This window comes from Serinicoccus kebangsaanensis, from assembly GCF_008919445.1.
GTDB classification, from domain to species: Bacteria; Actinomycetota; Actinomycetes; order Actinomycetales; family Dermatophilaceae; genus Ornithinicoccus; species Ornithinicoccus kebangsaanensis.
Genome location: NZ_VSLG01000006.1, coordinates 1 through 14,693, shown reverse-complemented (window position 1 = coordinate 14,693; position 14,693 = coordinate 1). Strand labels below are relative to the sequence as shown.

The 14,693-nt window shown below is 69.7% G+C and carries 12 protein-coding genes and 2 pseudogenes; 8 read left to right on the top strand and 6 right to left on the bottom strand.

The annotated features are described in order from the left end of the window. Positions 1 to 20: 20 nt before the first annotated feature. Both FXF60_RS08215 and FXF60_RS08210 read right to left on the bottom strand, forming a co-directional pair. Complete coding sequence (locus FXF60_RS08215; RefSeq protein ID WP_151525391.1) at positions 21 to 1,418, bottom strand: MFS transporter; 1,398 nt, start codon at positions 1,416 to 1,418, stop codon at positions 21 to 23. Then, positions 1,415 to 2,818, bottom strand: coding sequence for an MFS transporter (locus tag FXF60_RS08210; protein ID WP_202879594.1), 1,404 nt, complete (start codon positions 2,816 to 2,818; stop codon positions 1,415 to 1,417). Before FXF60_RS08210 ends, FXF60_RS08215 begins: the two co-directional genes overlap by 4 nt. A gap of 248 nt (positions 2,819 to 3,066) precedes the next feature. On the opposite strand from FXF60_RS08210, the gene FXF60_RS08205 reads away from it, so the two are divergent. Genes FXF60_RS08205 through FXF60_RS08175 form a run of 8 tightly spaced genes read left to right on the top strand, consistent with a single transcriptional unit; the run spans position 3,067 to position 12,284 of the window. Beyond that, positions 3,067 to 3,948: a helix-turn-helix transcriptional regulator gene (locus tag FXF60_RS08205; protein WP_151525389.1), complete on the top strand. Its 882-nt coding sequence runs from the start codon at positions 3,067 to 3,069 to the stop codon at positions 3,946 to 3,948. Next, positions 3,945 to 7,652: a nitrate reductase subunit alpha gene (locus tag FXF60_RS08200; RefSeq protein ID WP_151525387.1), complete on the top strand. Its 3,708-nt coding sequence runs from the start codon at positions 3,945 to 3,947 to the stop codon at positions 7,650 to 7,652. Before FXF60_RS08205 ends, FXF60_RS08200 begins: the two co-directional genes overlap by 4 nt. Before the next feature lie 43 nt (positions 7,653 to 7,695). Then, positions 7,696 to 9,471, top strand: coding sequence for a nitrate reductase subunit beta (narH, locus tag FXF60_RS08195; RefSeq protein ID WP_151525385.1), 1,776 nt, complete (start codon positions 7,696 to 7,698; stop codon positions 9,469 to 9,471). Between the two features lie 2 nt (positions 9,472 to 9,473). Further along, entirely contained in the window at positions 9,474 to 10,235 is a 762-nt protein-coding gene (gene narJ / locus FXF60_RS08190; protein WP_151525383.1) for a nitrate reductase molybdenum cofactor assembly chaperone, read from the top strand. Continuing rightward, positions 10,232 to 10,978: a respiratory nitrate reductase subunit gamma gene (gene narI, locus FXF60_RS08185; RefSeq protein ID WP_075819025.1), complete on the top strand. Its 747-nt coding sequence runs from the start codon at positions 10,232 to 10,234 to the stop codon at positions 10,976 to 10,978. The genes narJ and narI overlap by 4 nt, the downstream gene beginning before the upstream one ends. An 11-nt stretch (positions 10,979 to 10,989) precedes the next feature. After that, positions 10,990 to 11,358: a cupin domain-containing protein gene (locus FXF60_RS16505; protein WP_192796660.1), complete on the top strand. Its 369-nt coding sequence runs from the start codon at positions 10,990 to 10,992 to the stop codon at positions 11,356 to 11,358. A gap of 2 nt (positions 11,359 to 11,360) precedes the next feature. Then, positions 11,361 to 12,041, top strand: a complete 681-nt coding sequence (gene mobA / locus FXF60_RS08180; protein ID WP_158068411.1) for a molybdenum cofactor guanylyltransferase — start codon at positions 11,361 to 11,363, stop codon at positions 12,039 to 12,041. Between the two features lie 3 nt (positions 12,042 to 12,044). Next, the gene (locus tag FXF60_RS08175; protein ID WP_151525381.1) at positions 12,045 to 12,284 is read left to right on the top strand and encodes a MoaD/ThiS family protein; all 240 of its coding nucleotides are present in this window, start codon (positions 12,045 to 12,047) and stop codon (positions 12,282 to 12,284) included. Between the two features lie 6 nt (positions 12,285 to 12,290). On the opposite strand, the pseudogene moaA reads toward FXF60_RS08175, so the two are convergent. The 4 genes and pseudogenes from moaA to FXF60_RS16795 form a co-directional block, all read right to left on the bottom strand. Continuing rightward, positions 12,291 to 13,323, bottom strand: a pseudogene (gene moaA / locus FXF60_RS08170) (GTP 3',8-cyclase MoaA). Next, entirely contained in the window at positions 13,323 to 13,796 is a 474-nt protein-coding gene (locus FXF60_RS08165; protein WP_238335771.1) for a MogA/MoaB family molybdenum cofactor biosynthesis protein, read from the bottom strand. The pseudogene moaA and the gene FXF60_RS08165 overlap by 1 nt, the downstream one beginning before the upstream one ends. 328 nt (positions 13,797 to 14,124) lie before the next feature. Beyond that, on the bottom strand, positions 14,125 to 14,337 hold the full coding sequence (locus tag FXF60_RS16800; protein ID WP_238335770.1) for a hypothetical protein: 213 nt from the start codon (positions 14,335 to 14,337) through the stop codon (positions 14,125 to 14,127). Between the two features lie 55 nt (positions 14,338 to 14,392). Then, positions 14,393 to 14,527: pseudogene (locus tag FXF60_RS16795) on the bottom strand (transposase); the annotation flags it as partial. Positions 14,528 to 14,693: the final 166 nt, after the last annotated feature.

Genomic DNA, 14,693 nt, shown 5'->3' with positions numbered 1-14,693 from the left:
GGCAGGTGGCAGGCAGCCGGTCAGCCGGGCTTGGGGGCGCCCGGGCGGGCGTAGCGCATCCAGGTGATGGCGACGCACATCACGGCCCAGGCGATGCCGATCAGGTAGAAGAGGGTCGGGCTCATGATCGTCAGGCCGACGCCGAAGAGGAACGGGCCGAAGGCGGCGATCGCGGCCGTCCACCCGATGACACCCCCCGCCTGCCGGCGCTCGAAGATCATCGGCATCTGCTTGAACGTCGAGGCGTTGCCGATGCCGGCGAAGAGGAAGATCGCGAGCATGCCGAGGAGGAAGTGCCGGAAGTCTGCGCTGAGGGCCTCGGCGGAGCTGGTGTCCGGGGTCAGCGCCGGGATGGTCACGGCGATCGAGGCGATGAGTCCCAGCCCGGAGATGAGGGTCCAGATGGCGCCGCCCATCCGGTCGGTGAGCGGGGAGAACAGCACCCTGGCACCGGCGCCGATGAGGGGGCCGAGGAAGACGAAGGCGACCACGTCGGGCACGGCATACCCGGGGATGAGCATCTGTGCGTCCGGCCCGGAGCCGCTGACGATCTGTTCGTTGCCGATGCCGTAGAGGTTGGCCATGAGCAGCCCGAACTGTGCCGAGAGCCCGGAGAATGTGCCGAAGGTCATGATGTAGAGCACCGTCATCCACCAGGTGTCCTGGTTGGAGAAGATGTCGAACTGCTGGCGGATGTTGGCCTTGACGGGGACCGACTTGAGCATCGTCCAGGCGAGCACGGCGCCGACGACCATGAGCGGGATCCAGACGAACGCCGCGTTCTGGTACCAGACCTGCTGGGCCTGCTGGCCCGGTATCTGCAGCTGCTGGCTGCTGCCGAACACGGCCAGGGCACCCATGGCGATGAGGTAGGGCGTCAGCAGCTGGACCAGCGAGACGCCGAAGTTGCCGATCCCGGCCTGCAGGCCGAGCGCGGTGCCCTGCTTCCTCTTCGGGAAGAAGTAGGAGGTCGAGGGCATGAAGCCCGAGAAGGCTCCACCGCCGATGCCGGCGAGGAAGGCGAGGACCATCAGCTCCCAGTAGGGGGCGGTCGGTGCCTGCACGCGCACCCCCCAGCCGAGGGTGGAGGCGATCAGCAGCAGCGTGGTGAGGCTGACCATCTTACGGGTGCCCAGCATCGGGGGCAGCACCATCCACACCAGGCGGAACAGTCCGGCGGACAGGCCGGGCATGGCAGCCATCCAGTAGAGCTGGCTCTTGGTGAACTCGTAGCCCAGCGCGTTGAGCTTGGGGATGATCGCGCTCGGCAGGAACCACGCCACGAAGGCGAGGGTCAGGCAGAAGGTGGTGATCCACAGGGTCCGCCAGGCCAGACCCTTGTCCCAGGTCTGCTCGTTCTCCGGGTCCCAGGACTGCAGCCACTCCCCTCCGGTGCGGTGGTTGTCGACGGTGCTCATGCGCGGGTCTCCTCGAGGGTCGTGCTGTGGGTGGAGCCGGCTGGGATGCCGGCAGGTGCGGGCTCGGTGGTGTGCGTCGGGACCTCGATGTCGGCGGACACCTCGGGCGAGCGCTCGTGCAGCATCCGCACGACCGTCAGGTGCATCCACACCAGGCAGAGGGCGGTGAGCAGGAAGATGACGAAGAAGGTGGACGTGGGGAAGCCGGACCAGGCCGTGGTGTAGGCGAACAGTGGCGGCAGGAAGAAGCCGCCCAGGCCGCCGAGCATGCCCACCAGGCCGCCGACCGGGCCGACGTTGCCGGGGAAGTACTCGGGGATGTGCTTGTAGACCGCGGCCTTGCCCACGCCCATGGCGCAGCCGAGCAGGAACAGCAGGATGGTGAAGGGCACGATGTGCATCGCGTAGCCCAGGTGCTCCGACTGCGTCCCGTCCGCGTGGTTGATGACGACGTGGCCATTGGGCATCATGAGGACGCCTGAGGTGGCCAGCATGACGAAGAAGGTGCCGTACATCGCCCGGCGTGCGCCCCAGCGGTCGGAGAACCAGCCGCCCACGGGCCGCAGCAGCGAGGCGGGGAAGATGAACACCGCGGTGAGCAGGCCGGCTGCGGCCAGGGAGACCCCGAAGTTGTTCATGTAGTAGAGCGGCATCCAGGCGGACAGCGCGACGTAGGCGCCGAACACGGCGACGTAGTAGAGGCTGAACCGCCACACCCGCACCTGCGACAGCGGCGCGAGCATCTCGCCCAGGGGCCTGCTGGCCCCGGGCATCCGGTCCTGGGAGGGGGTGAGGACCCACAGTGCTGCCGCCATGACCAGTAGCAGGACGGCGTAGACGACGGGGATGAGCCGCCAGCCGCCCTGCAGGCCCAGGACGACCGTGGTGCCGGCGGTAGCCGCGATGATCGGGGGCCCGATGAACTTGGTCACCGACGCGCCGACGTTGCCGGCGCCGAAGAGCCCGAGAGCGAATCCCTGCCGCTCGCGCGGCGCCCAGGCGGCGTTCCAGGCGATGCCCACGCTGAAGGCGTTGCCGGCGAAGCCGACGAGGAACGCCAGCACCAGCAGCATCGCGTAGCTCTCGGCGAGGCTGACCAGGAACGCTGGCACCGCGGTGATGGCGAGCATCGCGGTCATCACCTTGCGTCCCCCGATCCGGTCCGCGAGCATCCCCGCCGGCAGGCGCCACATCGCCCCGTTGAGCACGGCCAGCGCGCTGACCCAGGAGAGCTGGGTGTCGGTGAGACCGAACTCCTGCTGGATGGGCTTGCCCAGGATCCCGAACATGAGCCACACCGCGAACATCAGCGTGAAGGCCACGGTGGACGTCCACATGACCCGGGTGGCGCCAGAGCGCGAGGCCGACACCGGGCCGGTCGCGGGGGCAGGGGTGCTCATGGCTCTCCTCATTAGAAGGAACAGACTCATCTAAATGATGTCCGCGCTGATCCTACACCCCGTAGGAGGCTACTCCGCATCCGTAGGGTCGTGGCGTACGCGACACCCGAATTCGAGCACGACGGAATGTCGTAATAGTTCGTCTACCTGCGATTTTGTCAGTGGTCACCTCATCGGCGGCCCTGATTGCGCAGGGGGTGACACGTGGCTTAGATTGAGCGGGAAACATCCACTAAAAGGAGTCCTCGATGTCCGGTACCGAGCCCGCCGGGCCGTCCCGTGGGGCAAACTCGTTGATGGCCTCCGCCGTCCGGCGCTCGATCATCGAGCGGCTGCGGGCACTGCCACCACTGGCCGTGTCCGGCCGCCCCACCCGTGACACCGGCCTGACCGCCGCCGAGCTCGGCCAGGAGATGGGGCTGCACAGCACGACGGTGCGCTTCCACCTCGACCAGCTGGTCGACGGCGGCTTGGTGGACACCCACGTCGTGCGTAGCGGTGGCGCGGGCCGTCCAGCCAAACGGTATGTCGCCTCGGCCGTGGCGCAGGCGGCACCGGAGCCCGCGATCGAGGGGCCTTTCCAGGTCCTGGCGACCGTGCTGGCCAGCGCGCTGGACCCCACCCAAGGCGAGAGTCCGACCCCGGAAGAGGCGGGGGCCCAGTGGGTGCGTCGACGCCTGGGTGCCGACGGGACGGAGCCGCTGGCGGAGCCCGCCCGCACCACCGGTGAGTGGGTGGGCAAGGTGGGGGCTGTGGTCGACCTGCTCCAGGAATGGGGTTACACCCCTGACCTCGAGATGTCCGGCCGGCAGGGCGACGTGCGCATCACGCTGCGCGACTGTCCCTTCCTCGACCTGGCCCGGGAGAGCCCGGAGGTCGTGTGCGGCGTGCACCGTGGGCTGCTCAAGGGTGCCCTGGAGGTGGCCGGTGAGGACACGGCGGGCGTCAGCCTGCGTCCGTTCGTGGCCCCCGCCACCTGCCATGCGCTGCTGTTGCGCGGCCGTACCCCGCCGGGCGAGCCCATCGAGCCCGGACCCGCGCGCTGGGGGTCCTCCCAGCACGCCATCCCGGCGGACGACCCCGAGACCCCGACCGACACCCCCGCCACCGCACCAGGAGACCCCGCATGAGCGACATCACCTCTGCCCGCCTCGACGGCCCGCTCAGCGACGCCCTGGTCGGGACCCGCCGGTTCTTCACCCGAGGGCGGGTCTCAGACGACCGGCGGACGCTGAGCCTCGAGGGCGGCCGCAGCGGCGACTCCTTCTACCGAGACCGATGGAGCCACGACAAGGTGGTTCGTTCCACGCACGGCGTCAACTGCACCGGCTCGTGCTCCTGGAAGGTCTACGTCAAGGACGGGATCATCACCTGGGAGGCCCAGCAGACCGACTACCCCTCGACCGGCGCGGACAAGCCGGAGTACGAGCCGCGCGGCTGCCCCCGCGGGGCGGCCTTCTCCTGGTATACCTACAGCCCGACCCGGGTGCGCTACCCCTACGTGCGCGGCACCCTGCTGGAGATGTTCCGAGCCGCCCGCCAGCAGTACGGCGACCCCGTGCTGGCCTGGGCCTCGATCGTCCAGGACGAGGAGAAGGCACGGGCCTACAAGGCGGCGCGCGGCAAGGGCGGCCTGGTGCGGGCCAGCTGGGAGGACGTCGTCGACCTCGTCGCCGCGGCCCACGTCTACACGGTCAAGCGGTTCGGCCCGGACCGCATCGCGGGGTTCTCACCCATCCCGGCCATGTCCCCGGTGTCCTACGCCTCCGGAGCCCGGTTCCACGAGCTCATCGGCGCGCCCATGCTGTCCTTCTACGACTGGTACGCCGACCTGCCCAACGCCTCCCCGCAGATGTTCGGCGACCAGACCGACGTGCCCGAGTCCGGCGACTGGTGGGACGCGGGCTACCTCATCATGTGGGGCTCCAACGTCCCGCTGACCCGCACCCCCGACGCCCACTGGATGGTCGAGGCGCGCTACCGCGGCCAGAAGGTCATCGCGGTCGCGCCGGACTACGCCGACAACGTCAAGTTCGCCGACGAGTGGGTCGCCTCCGCCCCGGGCACCGACGGTGCGCTGGCGATGGGTATGGGGCACGTCGTCATGCGCGAGTTCTTCGTGGACCGCCAGGTCGACTTCTTCACCGACTACAACCAGCGCTTCACCGACCTGCCATACCTGGTGACGCTCGATGACGCCGGTGACGGGAGCTTTCGACCGGGTAAGTTCCTCGTCGCCGGCGACCTGGAGGGCCACCCCGAGGCCGGCAGCGAGAACGCCATGTGGAAGCCGGCGGTCCTCGACGGGGCGACCGGCGAGGTCGCGATCCCGAACGGCTCCATCGGCCACCGCTTCGGCGAGGAGGGTGAGGGCCGGTGGAACCTCGACCTGGGTGACATCCGCCCGGTGCTCTCCCTCTACGGCGACACCGGCGAGGCGGTCGAGGTGGCGCTGCCGCGCTTCGACAACCTCGAGGGCAGCCAGGTGCTGGAGCGCCGGGGCGTGCCGGTCCGCCGGGTCGGCGACCGGCTGGTCACCACGGTCCTGGACCTCATGCTCGCCCAGTACGGCGTGGGCCGCGACGGGCTCCCGGGGGCGTGGCCGTCCGGATACGACGACCCCTCGGCCCCCGCCACCCCCGCCTGGGCGGCGGAGATCACGGGCGTCCCGGTGGAGCAGATCATCCGGATCGGCCGCGAGTGGGCGCAGAACGCGATCGACACCCAGGGCCGCGGCATGATCCTCATGGGCGCCGGCATCAACCACTGGTACCACTCCGACCAGATCTACCGCGCCCTGCTGGTGCTGACCTCGATCACCGGCTGCCAGGGCCGCAACGGCGGTGGCTGGGCGCACTACGTCGGCCAGGAGAAGGTCCGCCCGATCATGGGCTTCCAGCACCTCGCCTTCGCCCTGGACTGGGTGCGGCCGCCGCGGCACATGAACCAGACGTCCTACTGGTACGTCCACACCAGCCAGTACCGCTACGACACCTTCGACGCCGACGCGGTCAACGGCGCGACCGGCGCCTTCACCGGGCGCTCCACGATGGACCTGCTCGCCCAGGCCGTCCGGCTGGGGTGGGTCCCGTCCTACCCGCAGTTCGACCGCAGCTCCCTCCAGGTCGCCGACGAGGCCGCCGAGGCCGGCATGGCCGCCGGGGAGTACGTCGCCAGCCGGCTCAAGGACGGCACCCTGCGCTTCGCGGTCGAGGACCCGGAGCACCCGGACAACTACCCCCGGATCCTGTCGCTGTGGCGCTCCAACCTCCTCGGCTCCTCGGCCAAGGGCAACGAGTACTTCCTCAAGCACCTGCTGGGCACCGACCATGCGGTGAAGGCGACGCAGGCCGCACCGGAGCACCGGCCGCAGGACGTGGCCTGGCCCGAGCAGGCCGGCGAGGGCAAGCTCGACCTGCTGCTGACGCTCGACTTCCGGATGACCAGCTCCACGCTGTTCTCCGACGTCGTGCTCCCGGCCGCGACGTGGTACGAGAAGCACGACATCAACACCACGGACATGCACCCGTTCATCCACTCCTTCAACCCTGCGATCGCCCCGCCGTGGCAGGCCAAGAGCGACTGGGAGGCGTGGAAGGCCATCGCCCGGCGCTTCTCCCAGCTGGCGGTCGACCACCTGGGCACCCGCAAGGACGTCGTGACCAAACCGCTGTGGCACGACACCCCGGAGGCGATGGCGACCGTGCACGGCCGGGTCCAGGACTGGCGCACCGGCGAGGTCGAGCCGGTCCCGGGACGCACCATGCCGGTAGTCGCCGAGGTCGAGCGCGACTACACCACCGTCTACGACAAGATGACCTCCATAGGCCCGCTGCTGGAGAAGGTCGGCATGCTGACCAAGGGCGTCAAGTACGAGGTCGGCCGCGAGGTCGACATCCTGCGCCGACGCAACGGCACCGTCCGCGGCGGTATCGCGGACGGGCAACCGAGGATCGAGACCGACATCCAGGTCGCCGATGCGATCATGCACCTGTCCGGCGTCAGCAACGGCCACCTGGCGACGCAGGGGTTCCGGTTCCTGGAGAAGCGGACCGGCACCCAGCTGCACGACCTGTCGGCCGAGCACGAGGGCAAGCAGATCACCTTCGCCGACACCCAGGCTGCGCCGGTACCGGTCATCACCTCCCCGGAGTGGTCCGGCTCGGAGAGCGGAGGGCGGCGCTACGCACCGTTCACGATCAACATCGAACGCTCCAAACCGTTCCACACCCTGACCGGCCGGCAGCACTTCTACCTCGACCACGACTGGGTGCAGGGGATGGGCGAGTCGCTGCCGACCTACCGGCCGCCGCTGAACATGACCACGCTCTTCGGCGAGGACCCGGTCGGTCAGCAGAGCGACCACGACGGTGCGGTCGCGGTCGCGGTCCGCTACCTGACCCCGCACAGCAAGTGGTCCATCCACAGCGAGTACCAGGACAACCTGTTCATGCTCTCGCTCTCGCGCGGCGGCCAGACCATCTGGATGTCCGACGTGGACGCGGCCAAGATCGGCGTGCGGGACAACGACTGGATCGAGGCGGTCAACCGCAACGGCGTGGTCGCCTGCCGGGCCATCGTCAGCCACCGGATGCCCGAGGGCACGGTCTTCATGCACCACGCCCAGGACCGGCTCATCGACGTGCCGCTGACCGAGACCGACAACAAGCGCGGCGGCATCCACAACAGCCTCACGCGGATCCTGCTCAAGCCGAGCCACATCGTCGGCGGCTACGCCCAGTTCTCCTACTTCTTCAACTACATCGGGCCCATCGGCAGCAACCGTGACGAGGTCACGGTCATCCGCCGGCGCACCGCCCCGGTGACGTACTGAACCACCCGACGCACGACATACCGACCTGAGGAAAAGAGACAACATGCGCGTCATGGCACAGATGGCCATGGTCATGAACCTGGACAAGTGCATCGGGTGCCACACCTGTTCGGTCACCTGCAAGCAGGCGTGGACCAACCGTCAGGGCACCGAGTACGTCTGGTTCAACAACGTCGAGACCCGACCGGGCCTGGGCTACCCCCGGGGATACGAGGACCAGGAGGAGTGGAAGGGCGGCTGGATACGGGCCGACAACGGCCGGCTCAAGCTGCGCGCCGGCGGACGCCTCAACAAGATGCTCAACATCTTCTCCAACCCCAAGATGCCCTCGATCCAGGACTACTACGAGCCCTGGACCTACGACTACGAGACGCTGCTCAACGCCCCGGCGCAGGACACCTTTCCCGTCGCGCGGCCCACGTCGCTCATCTCGGGCAAGCACATCAACATCGAGTGGTCGGCCAACTGGGACGACGACCTCGGCGGTTCCACCGAGCACACCGCCAAGGACCCGATGCTCAAGGGCATCGAGGACAAGGTGAAATTCGAGTTCGAGCAGACGTTCATGTTCTACCTGCCGCGGATCTGCGAGCACTGCCTCAACCCCAGCTGCGCTGCCTCCTGCCCCTCCGGCGCCATCTACAAGCGCGAGGAAGACGGCATCGTGCTGGTCGACCAGGACAAGTGCCGCGGCTGGCGCATGTGCGTCACCGGCTGCCCCTACAAGAAGGTCTACTTCAACCACAAGACCGGCAAGGCCGAGAAGTGCACCTTCTGCTACCCACGCGTGGAGGTCGGCATCCCGACCGTGTGCGCCGAGACCTGCGTGGGCCGGCTGCGCTACATCGGCCTGATGCTCTACGACGCCGACAAGGTGCTCGAGGCCGCCGCGGTCGAGAACGAGCACGACCTCTACGAAGCTCAGCGCAGCGTCTTCCTCGACCCCCGCGACCCGGCGGTCCAGCGCGAGGCCGAGCGCGCGGGCATCCCCGGCGACTGGATCGAGGCGGCGAAGAAGAGCCCCGTCCTCAAGCTCATCACCGACTACAAGGTCGCGCTGCCCCTGCACCCGGAGTACCGCACCATGCCGATGGTCTGGTACATCCCGCCACTGTCGCCGGTCGTCGACGTCATCAAGGACACCGGTTACGACGCCGAGGACAAGGACAACCTCTTCGCAGCCATCGACGCGCTGCGCATCCCGATCGAGTACCTCGCCAACCTCTTCACCGCCGGCGACACCCGGCCGGTCGAGGACGTGCTGCGCCGACTGGCCGCGATGCGGTCCTACATGCGCGACATCAACCTGGGCCGTGACCCCCAGGCGCACATCGCCGAGGCCGTCGGCATGGAGGAGGAGGAGATGTACGAGATGTTCCGCCTCCTGGCGATCGCCAAGTACGGCGACCGCTACGTCATCCCGACCGCCCACGGGGAGCAGGCGCACGCCCTGGAGGAGCTGGCCACGGACTGCCCCGTGAGCTCCTTCGACGACGAGCTGCTCGACTCCTCCGGCCCGTTCGGCGAAGGCTCGGGCCGCGGCGCCGTCACCCCGGTCGCGGTGGAGAACCTCAAGATGCTCCAGGAGCGGGCCCAGTCGGAAACCCTCGTCTCCGGCGGCAGCAAGCGCGGTCGCGTCAACCTGCTCAACTGGGACGGGCGCGGCATGCCCGAGGGTCTCTTCCCCCAGCGCGAGCACAACGTCGAGGCCTCCGCGGGTGGCGGCAGCCCGCACCAGCGCACCGACGACGGGTCCGTGCTCGAGGACGGCCAGGCTCGACCGGACAACGTCGCCGGCGCGGACGAAGGGCAGCAGTGATGATGCCCTGGCGGCGCCACAGGCGCAGCAGTCCCCGGTTCGACGCGCGCGCGCAGGCGGACGCCTGGCAGCTGTGCTCACTGCTGCTGGACTACCCCCGCGAGGACCTGCCCAGGCACCTGGCGGCGCTCCGGGAGGTGGCCGGAAACCTGCCGCCGTCGGCCGGTGAGCCGCTGAGCCGGTTCCTCGAGCACGCGGAGGCCGTCGGCCTGCCCGAGCTGCAGCGCGACTACGTCGACACCTTCGACGTCACCCGCAAGTGCGCCCTGCACCTGACCTACTTCCTGCACGGGGACACCCGCAACCGGGGCGTGGCACTGGTGCAGTTCAAGCAGCTCTACCGCCAGCACGGGGTCGAGCTGGATGACGCCGATGCAGAGCTCCCTGACTACCTGCCCGTCGTCCTGGAGTTCGGCGCGACCGTCGCCCCCGGCACGGGCTGGAAGGTCCTCAACGACCATCGGGTCGGCATCGAGCTCCTCCGGCGGGCCCTGGACCGGCGCGGCTCACCCTGGTTGGACGTGGTCGCGGCCCTTCGGGCCACCCTGCCCGACCTCGACGGCGACGACGAGCAGGCCCTCGCGCGGCTCATCGCCCAAGGACCGCCGCAGGAGACGGTCGGGATCGACGACGCGCCCTACGCCATGGACCCCGACCTCGACGGCCTACGCACACCCCCGGCCGACGGGTGCGCGCCCCCCGGCAGCACACCGCACGCCCCCCAGTCTCTCGGCCCGACCATCCCCGTAGGAGCCCCCCGATGAGCACCTTCCTCTGGGTGATCTTCCCTTACATCTGCCTGGCGACCTTCGTCGTGGGGCACGTCTGGCGCTATCGCTACGACAAGTTCGGGTGGACCACCCGAAGCTCCCAGCTCTACGAGGACAAGCTGCTGCGGATCGGTAGCCCGCTGTTCCACTTCGGCATCCTCTTCGTGGCGGTCGGCCACTTCATGGGGCTGATCGTGCCGCAGAGCTGGACCGAGCGGGCCGGGATGAGCCAGGAGCTGTATCACATCGTGGCGCTGCTCGGCGGGCTGCCGGCGGGCATCGCCTGCCTGGTCGGGCTGGCCATCCTCGTCTACCGGCGCCGTACCGTCGGGCCCGTCTTCCGCGCCACGACGGTCAACGACAAGGCCATGTATGCCGTGCTCGCCGTCGTCATCGTGCTGGGCATGTGGAACACCATCGCGGGCACCCTGCTCAACCTGGGTATCGCGGGCGATCACTACAACTACCGCGACGGTGTCTCGCCGTGGTTCCGGCAGATCTTCTGGTTCCAGCCCGACGCCTCGCTCATGGAGGGCGCGCCGATCGGATTCCAGCTGCACGCCCTGCTCGCCTTCCTGCTCTTCGCGATGTGGCCCTTCACCCGCCTGGTGCACGTCTTCTCCGCACCGATCGGCTACTTCACCCGGCCCTACATCGTCTACCGCAGCCGCGACGAGCGGCCCGGGACGGCGACCGGCACCCGGGCGCAGAAGCGCGGCTGGGAGCGGGTCCAGTGAACGAGCCCCCCGTGCTCGACGAGCCTGGCCAGTCCCGCGCGCAGGGCGCCTCGGCGGTCGTCGACCTGCGCGCGCAGGGTGAGACGCTCGTGGAGGAGGCACGCTCCACGGGTCGCGGCCGGGCGGTGCGCGCGGTACTGCGCCAGCCCGGTCAGAACCTGGTCCTGCTCGGCCTGCCCGCCGGTGGCGGCCTGCCCGAGCACGACGCGCCCGGCCCGGCCTCCCTGCTCTGCCTCTCCGGCCGGGTGACGTTGTCCAGCGAAGGGTCGTCGCACACCATGCCCGCGGGTACGGCGTGCGTCATACCGTCGGAGCGGCACGAGGTCACCGCCGCCGTGGACAGCGTCTGCCTGCTCACGCTCTCGCTCCCGGACTCCTGACCGTGCCCGGACAGGTCGTGGACCTCCTGGTCCTGGCCGGCGGCCGCGGCACGCGGCTCGGGGGCCGGGACAAGGCGGCGCTGGAGGTGGGCGGCCGGTCGCTGCTGGCACGGGTGCTCGACGCTCAGCCGCTGCTCGGGGGCCGGGTGGTGGTCGTGGGCGATACTCCTGTGCCAGCGGGTGTGCTCCGGACGGTGGAGGAGCCCCCCGACGGGGGCCCGGTCGCGGGCATCGCCGCGGGACTGGCGGCGCTGGGCGCCGGCGCTGAGGGCGACGCGGGCGTCCACCGCCCTAGCGGAGGACAGGCCGGTGCCCGGTCAGCCGACTGGGCGGCAGTCGTGGCGGTCGACCAGCCCGGCGCTGCGGTCGCGCTGGCCGCGCTGCGCGCCTCGGTGGACGGCGCGGCGGAGCACGTGGACGCCGTCGGTCACCAGGACGCTCAGGGTCACCGCCAGTGGCTGCTGGCCCTCTACCGCCTGGTCTCGCTCGAGAGGGCGTTGGGACGGCTGGGGGAGGTCCGTGACGTCTCGGTCCGCCGCCTTGTCGCCGACCTGCGCTGGCAGGACGAGGAGTCCGGGCGGGAGCACCTCGGGGACATAGACACCTGGGCCGACGCCCGGCACTGGGAACATCGCCTGCGGCGGGAGCCGGCGATGACGGACGAACCACACACGAAGGGATAGACGATGGCGACCGTGAGGTACTTCGCTGCCGCCGCAGAAGCGGCAGGCACCGAGACCGAGCAGGTGCCCGCCGAGGACCTGGGCCGCCTGCTCGACCAGCTCGCCGAGCTCCACGGCGCCGAGCTCGCCCGCGTGCTCTCCTGCAGCTCGGTGCTGCACGAAGGTCGCTACGTCAGCGACCGGTCCCTACCCCTGGCCCAGGACGCCGTACTCGACGTGCTGCCGCCCTTCGCCGGGGGCTGACCGGTCTCAGCCGCCGATGGCGCTCATGGGCCGGGGCGGCTGCAGGAAGTCGGGTTGGTTGATGCCGTGCCCGGGCAGCTTGGCGGTGATCGAGGCCCGGAGCAGCGCGGCCAGCTTGTCGTCCGGGGCGCCCTCGCGCAGGGGGGTCCGCAAGTCGGTCTCCCCCGGCGGCGAAGAGGCAGTGGCGGATCATGCCGTCGGCAGTGAGCCGCACCCGGTCGCAGCTGCCGCAGAACGGCATGGTCACCGAGGCGATGGCGCCGACCGTGCCCAGCGGCTCGACCTCGGGGCCGGCCCCCCACGGCCGCACGTCGAAGAGCTCGGCCGGTGCGCTGCCGCGCGCCTCGTCCGGCTGAGGGGTGAGGTCGTAGCCGGTGCGCAGCTTCGCGAGGATCTCCTCGCCGGTGATCATCTGCGAGCGGTCCCAGCCGTGCTGGGCGTCCAGCGGCATCTGCTCGATGAAGCGCAGCTCGTAGCCGTGCTCCAGGGCGAAGGTCAGCAGCCCGACCACGTCCTCGGCGTCGTCGTTGACCCCCCGCATGAGCACGGTGTTGATCTTGACCGGCACCAGCCCGGCCTCCGCAGCGGCGCGCACGCCGTCGAGGGTGTCCTTGAGCCGGTCGCGCTTCGCGAGCTCGATGAAGACGTCGCGCCGCAGCGTGTCCAGGCTGACGTTGACCCGGGTGAGGCCGGCCTCGCGCAGCGCCGAGGCGTTCTTGGCCAGCCCGACCGCGTTGGTCGTCATGCTGATCTCGGGCGCCGGGTCCAGCGAGGCCAGCCCGGCGACGACGTCCACGAGGTCGCGGCGCAGCAGCGGCTCGCCGCCGGTGAGCCGGATCTCCTCGATCCCCATCGAGACGGCGACGTCGGCGAGGCGCACGACCTCCTCGGTGGTGAGCATGGTCGCCCGGGGCAACCAGGGCACGCCGTCCTCGGGCATGCAGTAGGTGCAGCGCAGCGAGCACCGGTCGGTCACGGAGATGCGCAGGTCCCGGTGGACCCGGCCGTAGCCGTCCACCAGCGGCTCGCGGATCATCATCAGTGGTCGCCCCCCACTACTTGATCGACCAGATGGCCGAGCAGCGGCCCGATGATGTCCATCCCCTCGGTTACGGCCGCGGGGCGGCCGGGCAGGTTGATGACGAGGGTGCCGCCGACGCCGCGCTCCTGCGGCCAGTCGACGACGCCGACGACGCCCCGGGAGACTGCGGCGTAGGGGGTCTGCCGGGAGCCCTCCCGGCGGATGAGCTCGGCGAGGCCGGGGTTCTCCCGCGTGATGACCTGCCTGGTGCCCTCGGGCGTGAGGTCGCGCGGACCCATCCCCGTGCCGCCGGTGGTCACGACGAGGCGGGCTCCGTCCTCGACGGCGTCGCGCAGCGCCCTCGCGACCGACTCGACACCGTCCGGGACGACCATCGGGGACTCGACGGCATACCCCAACTCCCGGAGAGCCACCGTGAGGCGGCGGCCCGACTCATCCTCGCGAAGCCCGTCGGAGGACCGTCCCGACACCGTAATCACTGCTGCCGTCCTACTGGCTTGCGACGCGTCGTGTGAGCACACTCCTCGACCTTAACGGGCTCCGACATCGGACTCCTGAGCGCCTCTATCGATACGTGAGTGGCCGCTGCGCCATCACTCGACGAACACACTTGGGCGTTGCGCACTTCCAGCATTGACGGCCGGGTAGGCACGATGGCCGTCCTGTCGAGTGGTCCGAGGTGCGGTCCTGTCGAGTGGTCCAAGGTGTGAAGGCGCCGTGACCGGCCACGGCCCAAATATCTGCCGCTCACCTCGGTCGGGATGAGCGTCCAGCGCCCATACCGTCGTGGTGCCGGTGCTAGTAGCTGCTGACCTGTCGGCCCGGCCCTTCTGGGAAGCCCTCGAGGGGTGGCTCGACGGTGTAGCCGAGTCCGGCCAACGTGTCGGCGGCGTGCTTCTGGTTGTCGCGTATTGCGGCGGCAAGTTGGTGATGGCGCCAGTCTTGACGACCCTGGGCTAGGTGCGACTCCCACTGGTCGGCTGCATCGATGCCGAACTCGTCGACGAGCATTTGGAGGACGTCCTCCAGCGCGGAGCGGAAGCGAGCACCGCCAAGAGGGAAGTGAAGGTCCTCGACTGGACGGGAAGAAGCTGCCCTGGCGCAGCTTGGGCAGCGCGACCGTGACGTCACCGCCCTTGGTCGTCAACAGCTTCGGACGGCTCCCGTTACGCTCCGTGGTCCGCGAGGCAGTCCGTTCGTACCCGGGGCAGTCCCGGTCAGCCCGTTTAGCACGGGTGTCTTGTCAACAGATGCGTGAACCTCTTGGCCTCGGCGACCAGCGTGGGGTCCGGTCAAGCCCAGTGGAGTGGTGTAGCGCTGTGATCCCTCGTTTGGGTTCAGGTGGTGAGGGCGGGTAGGTGATCAGC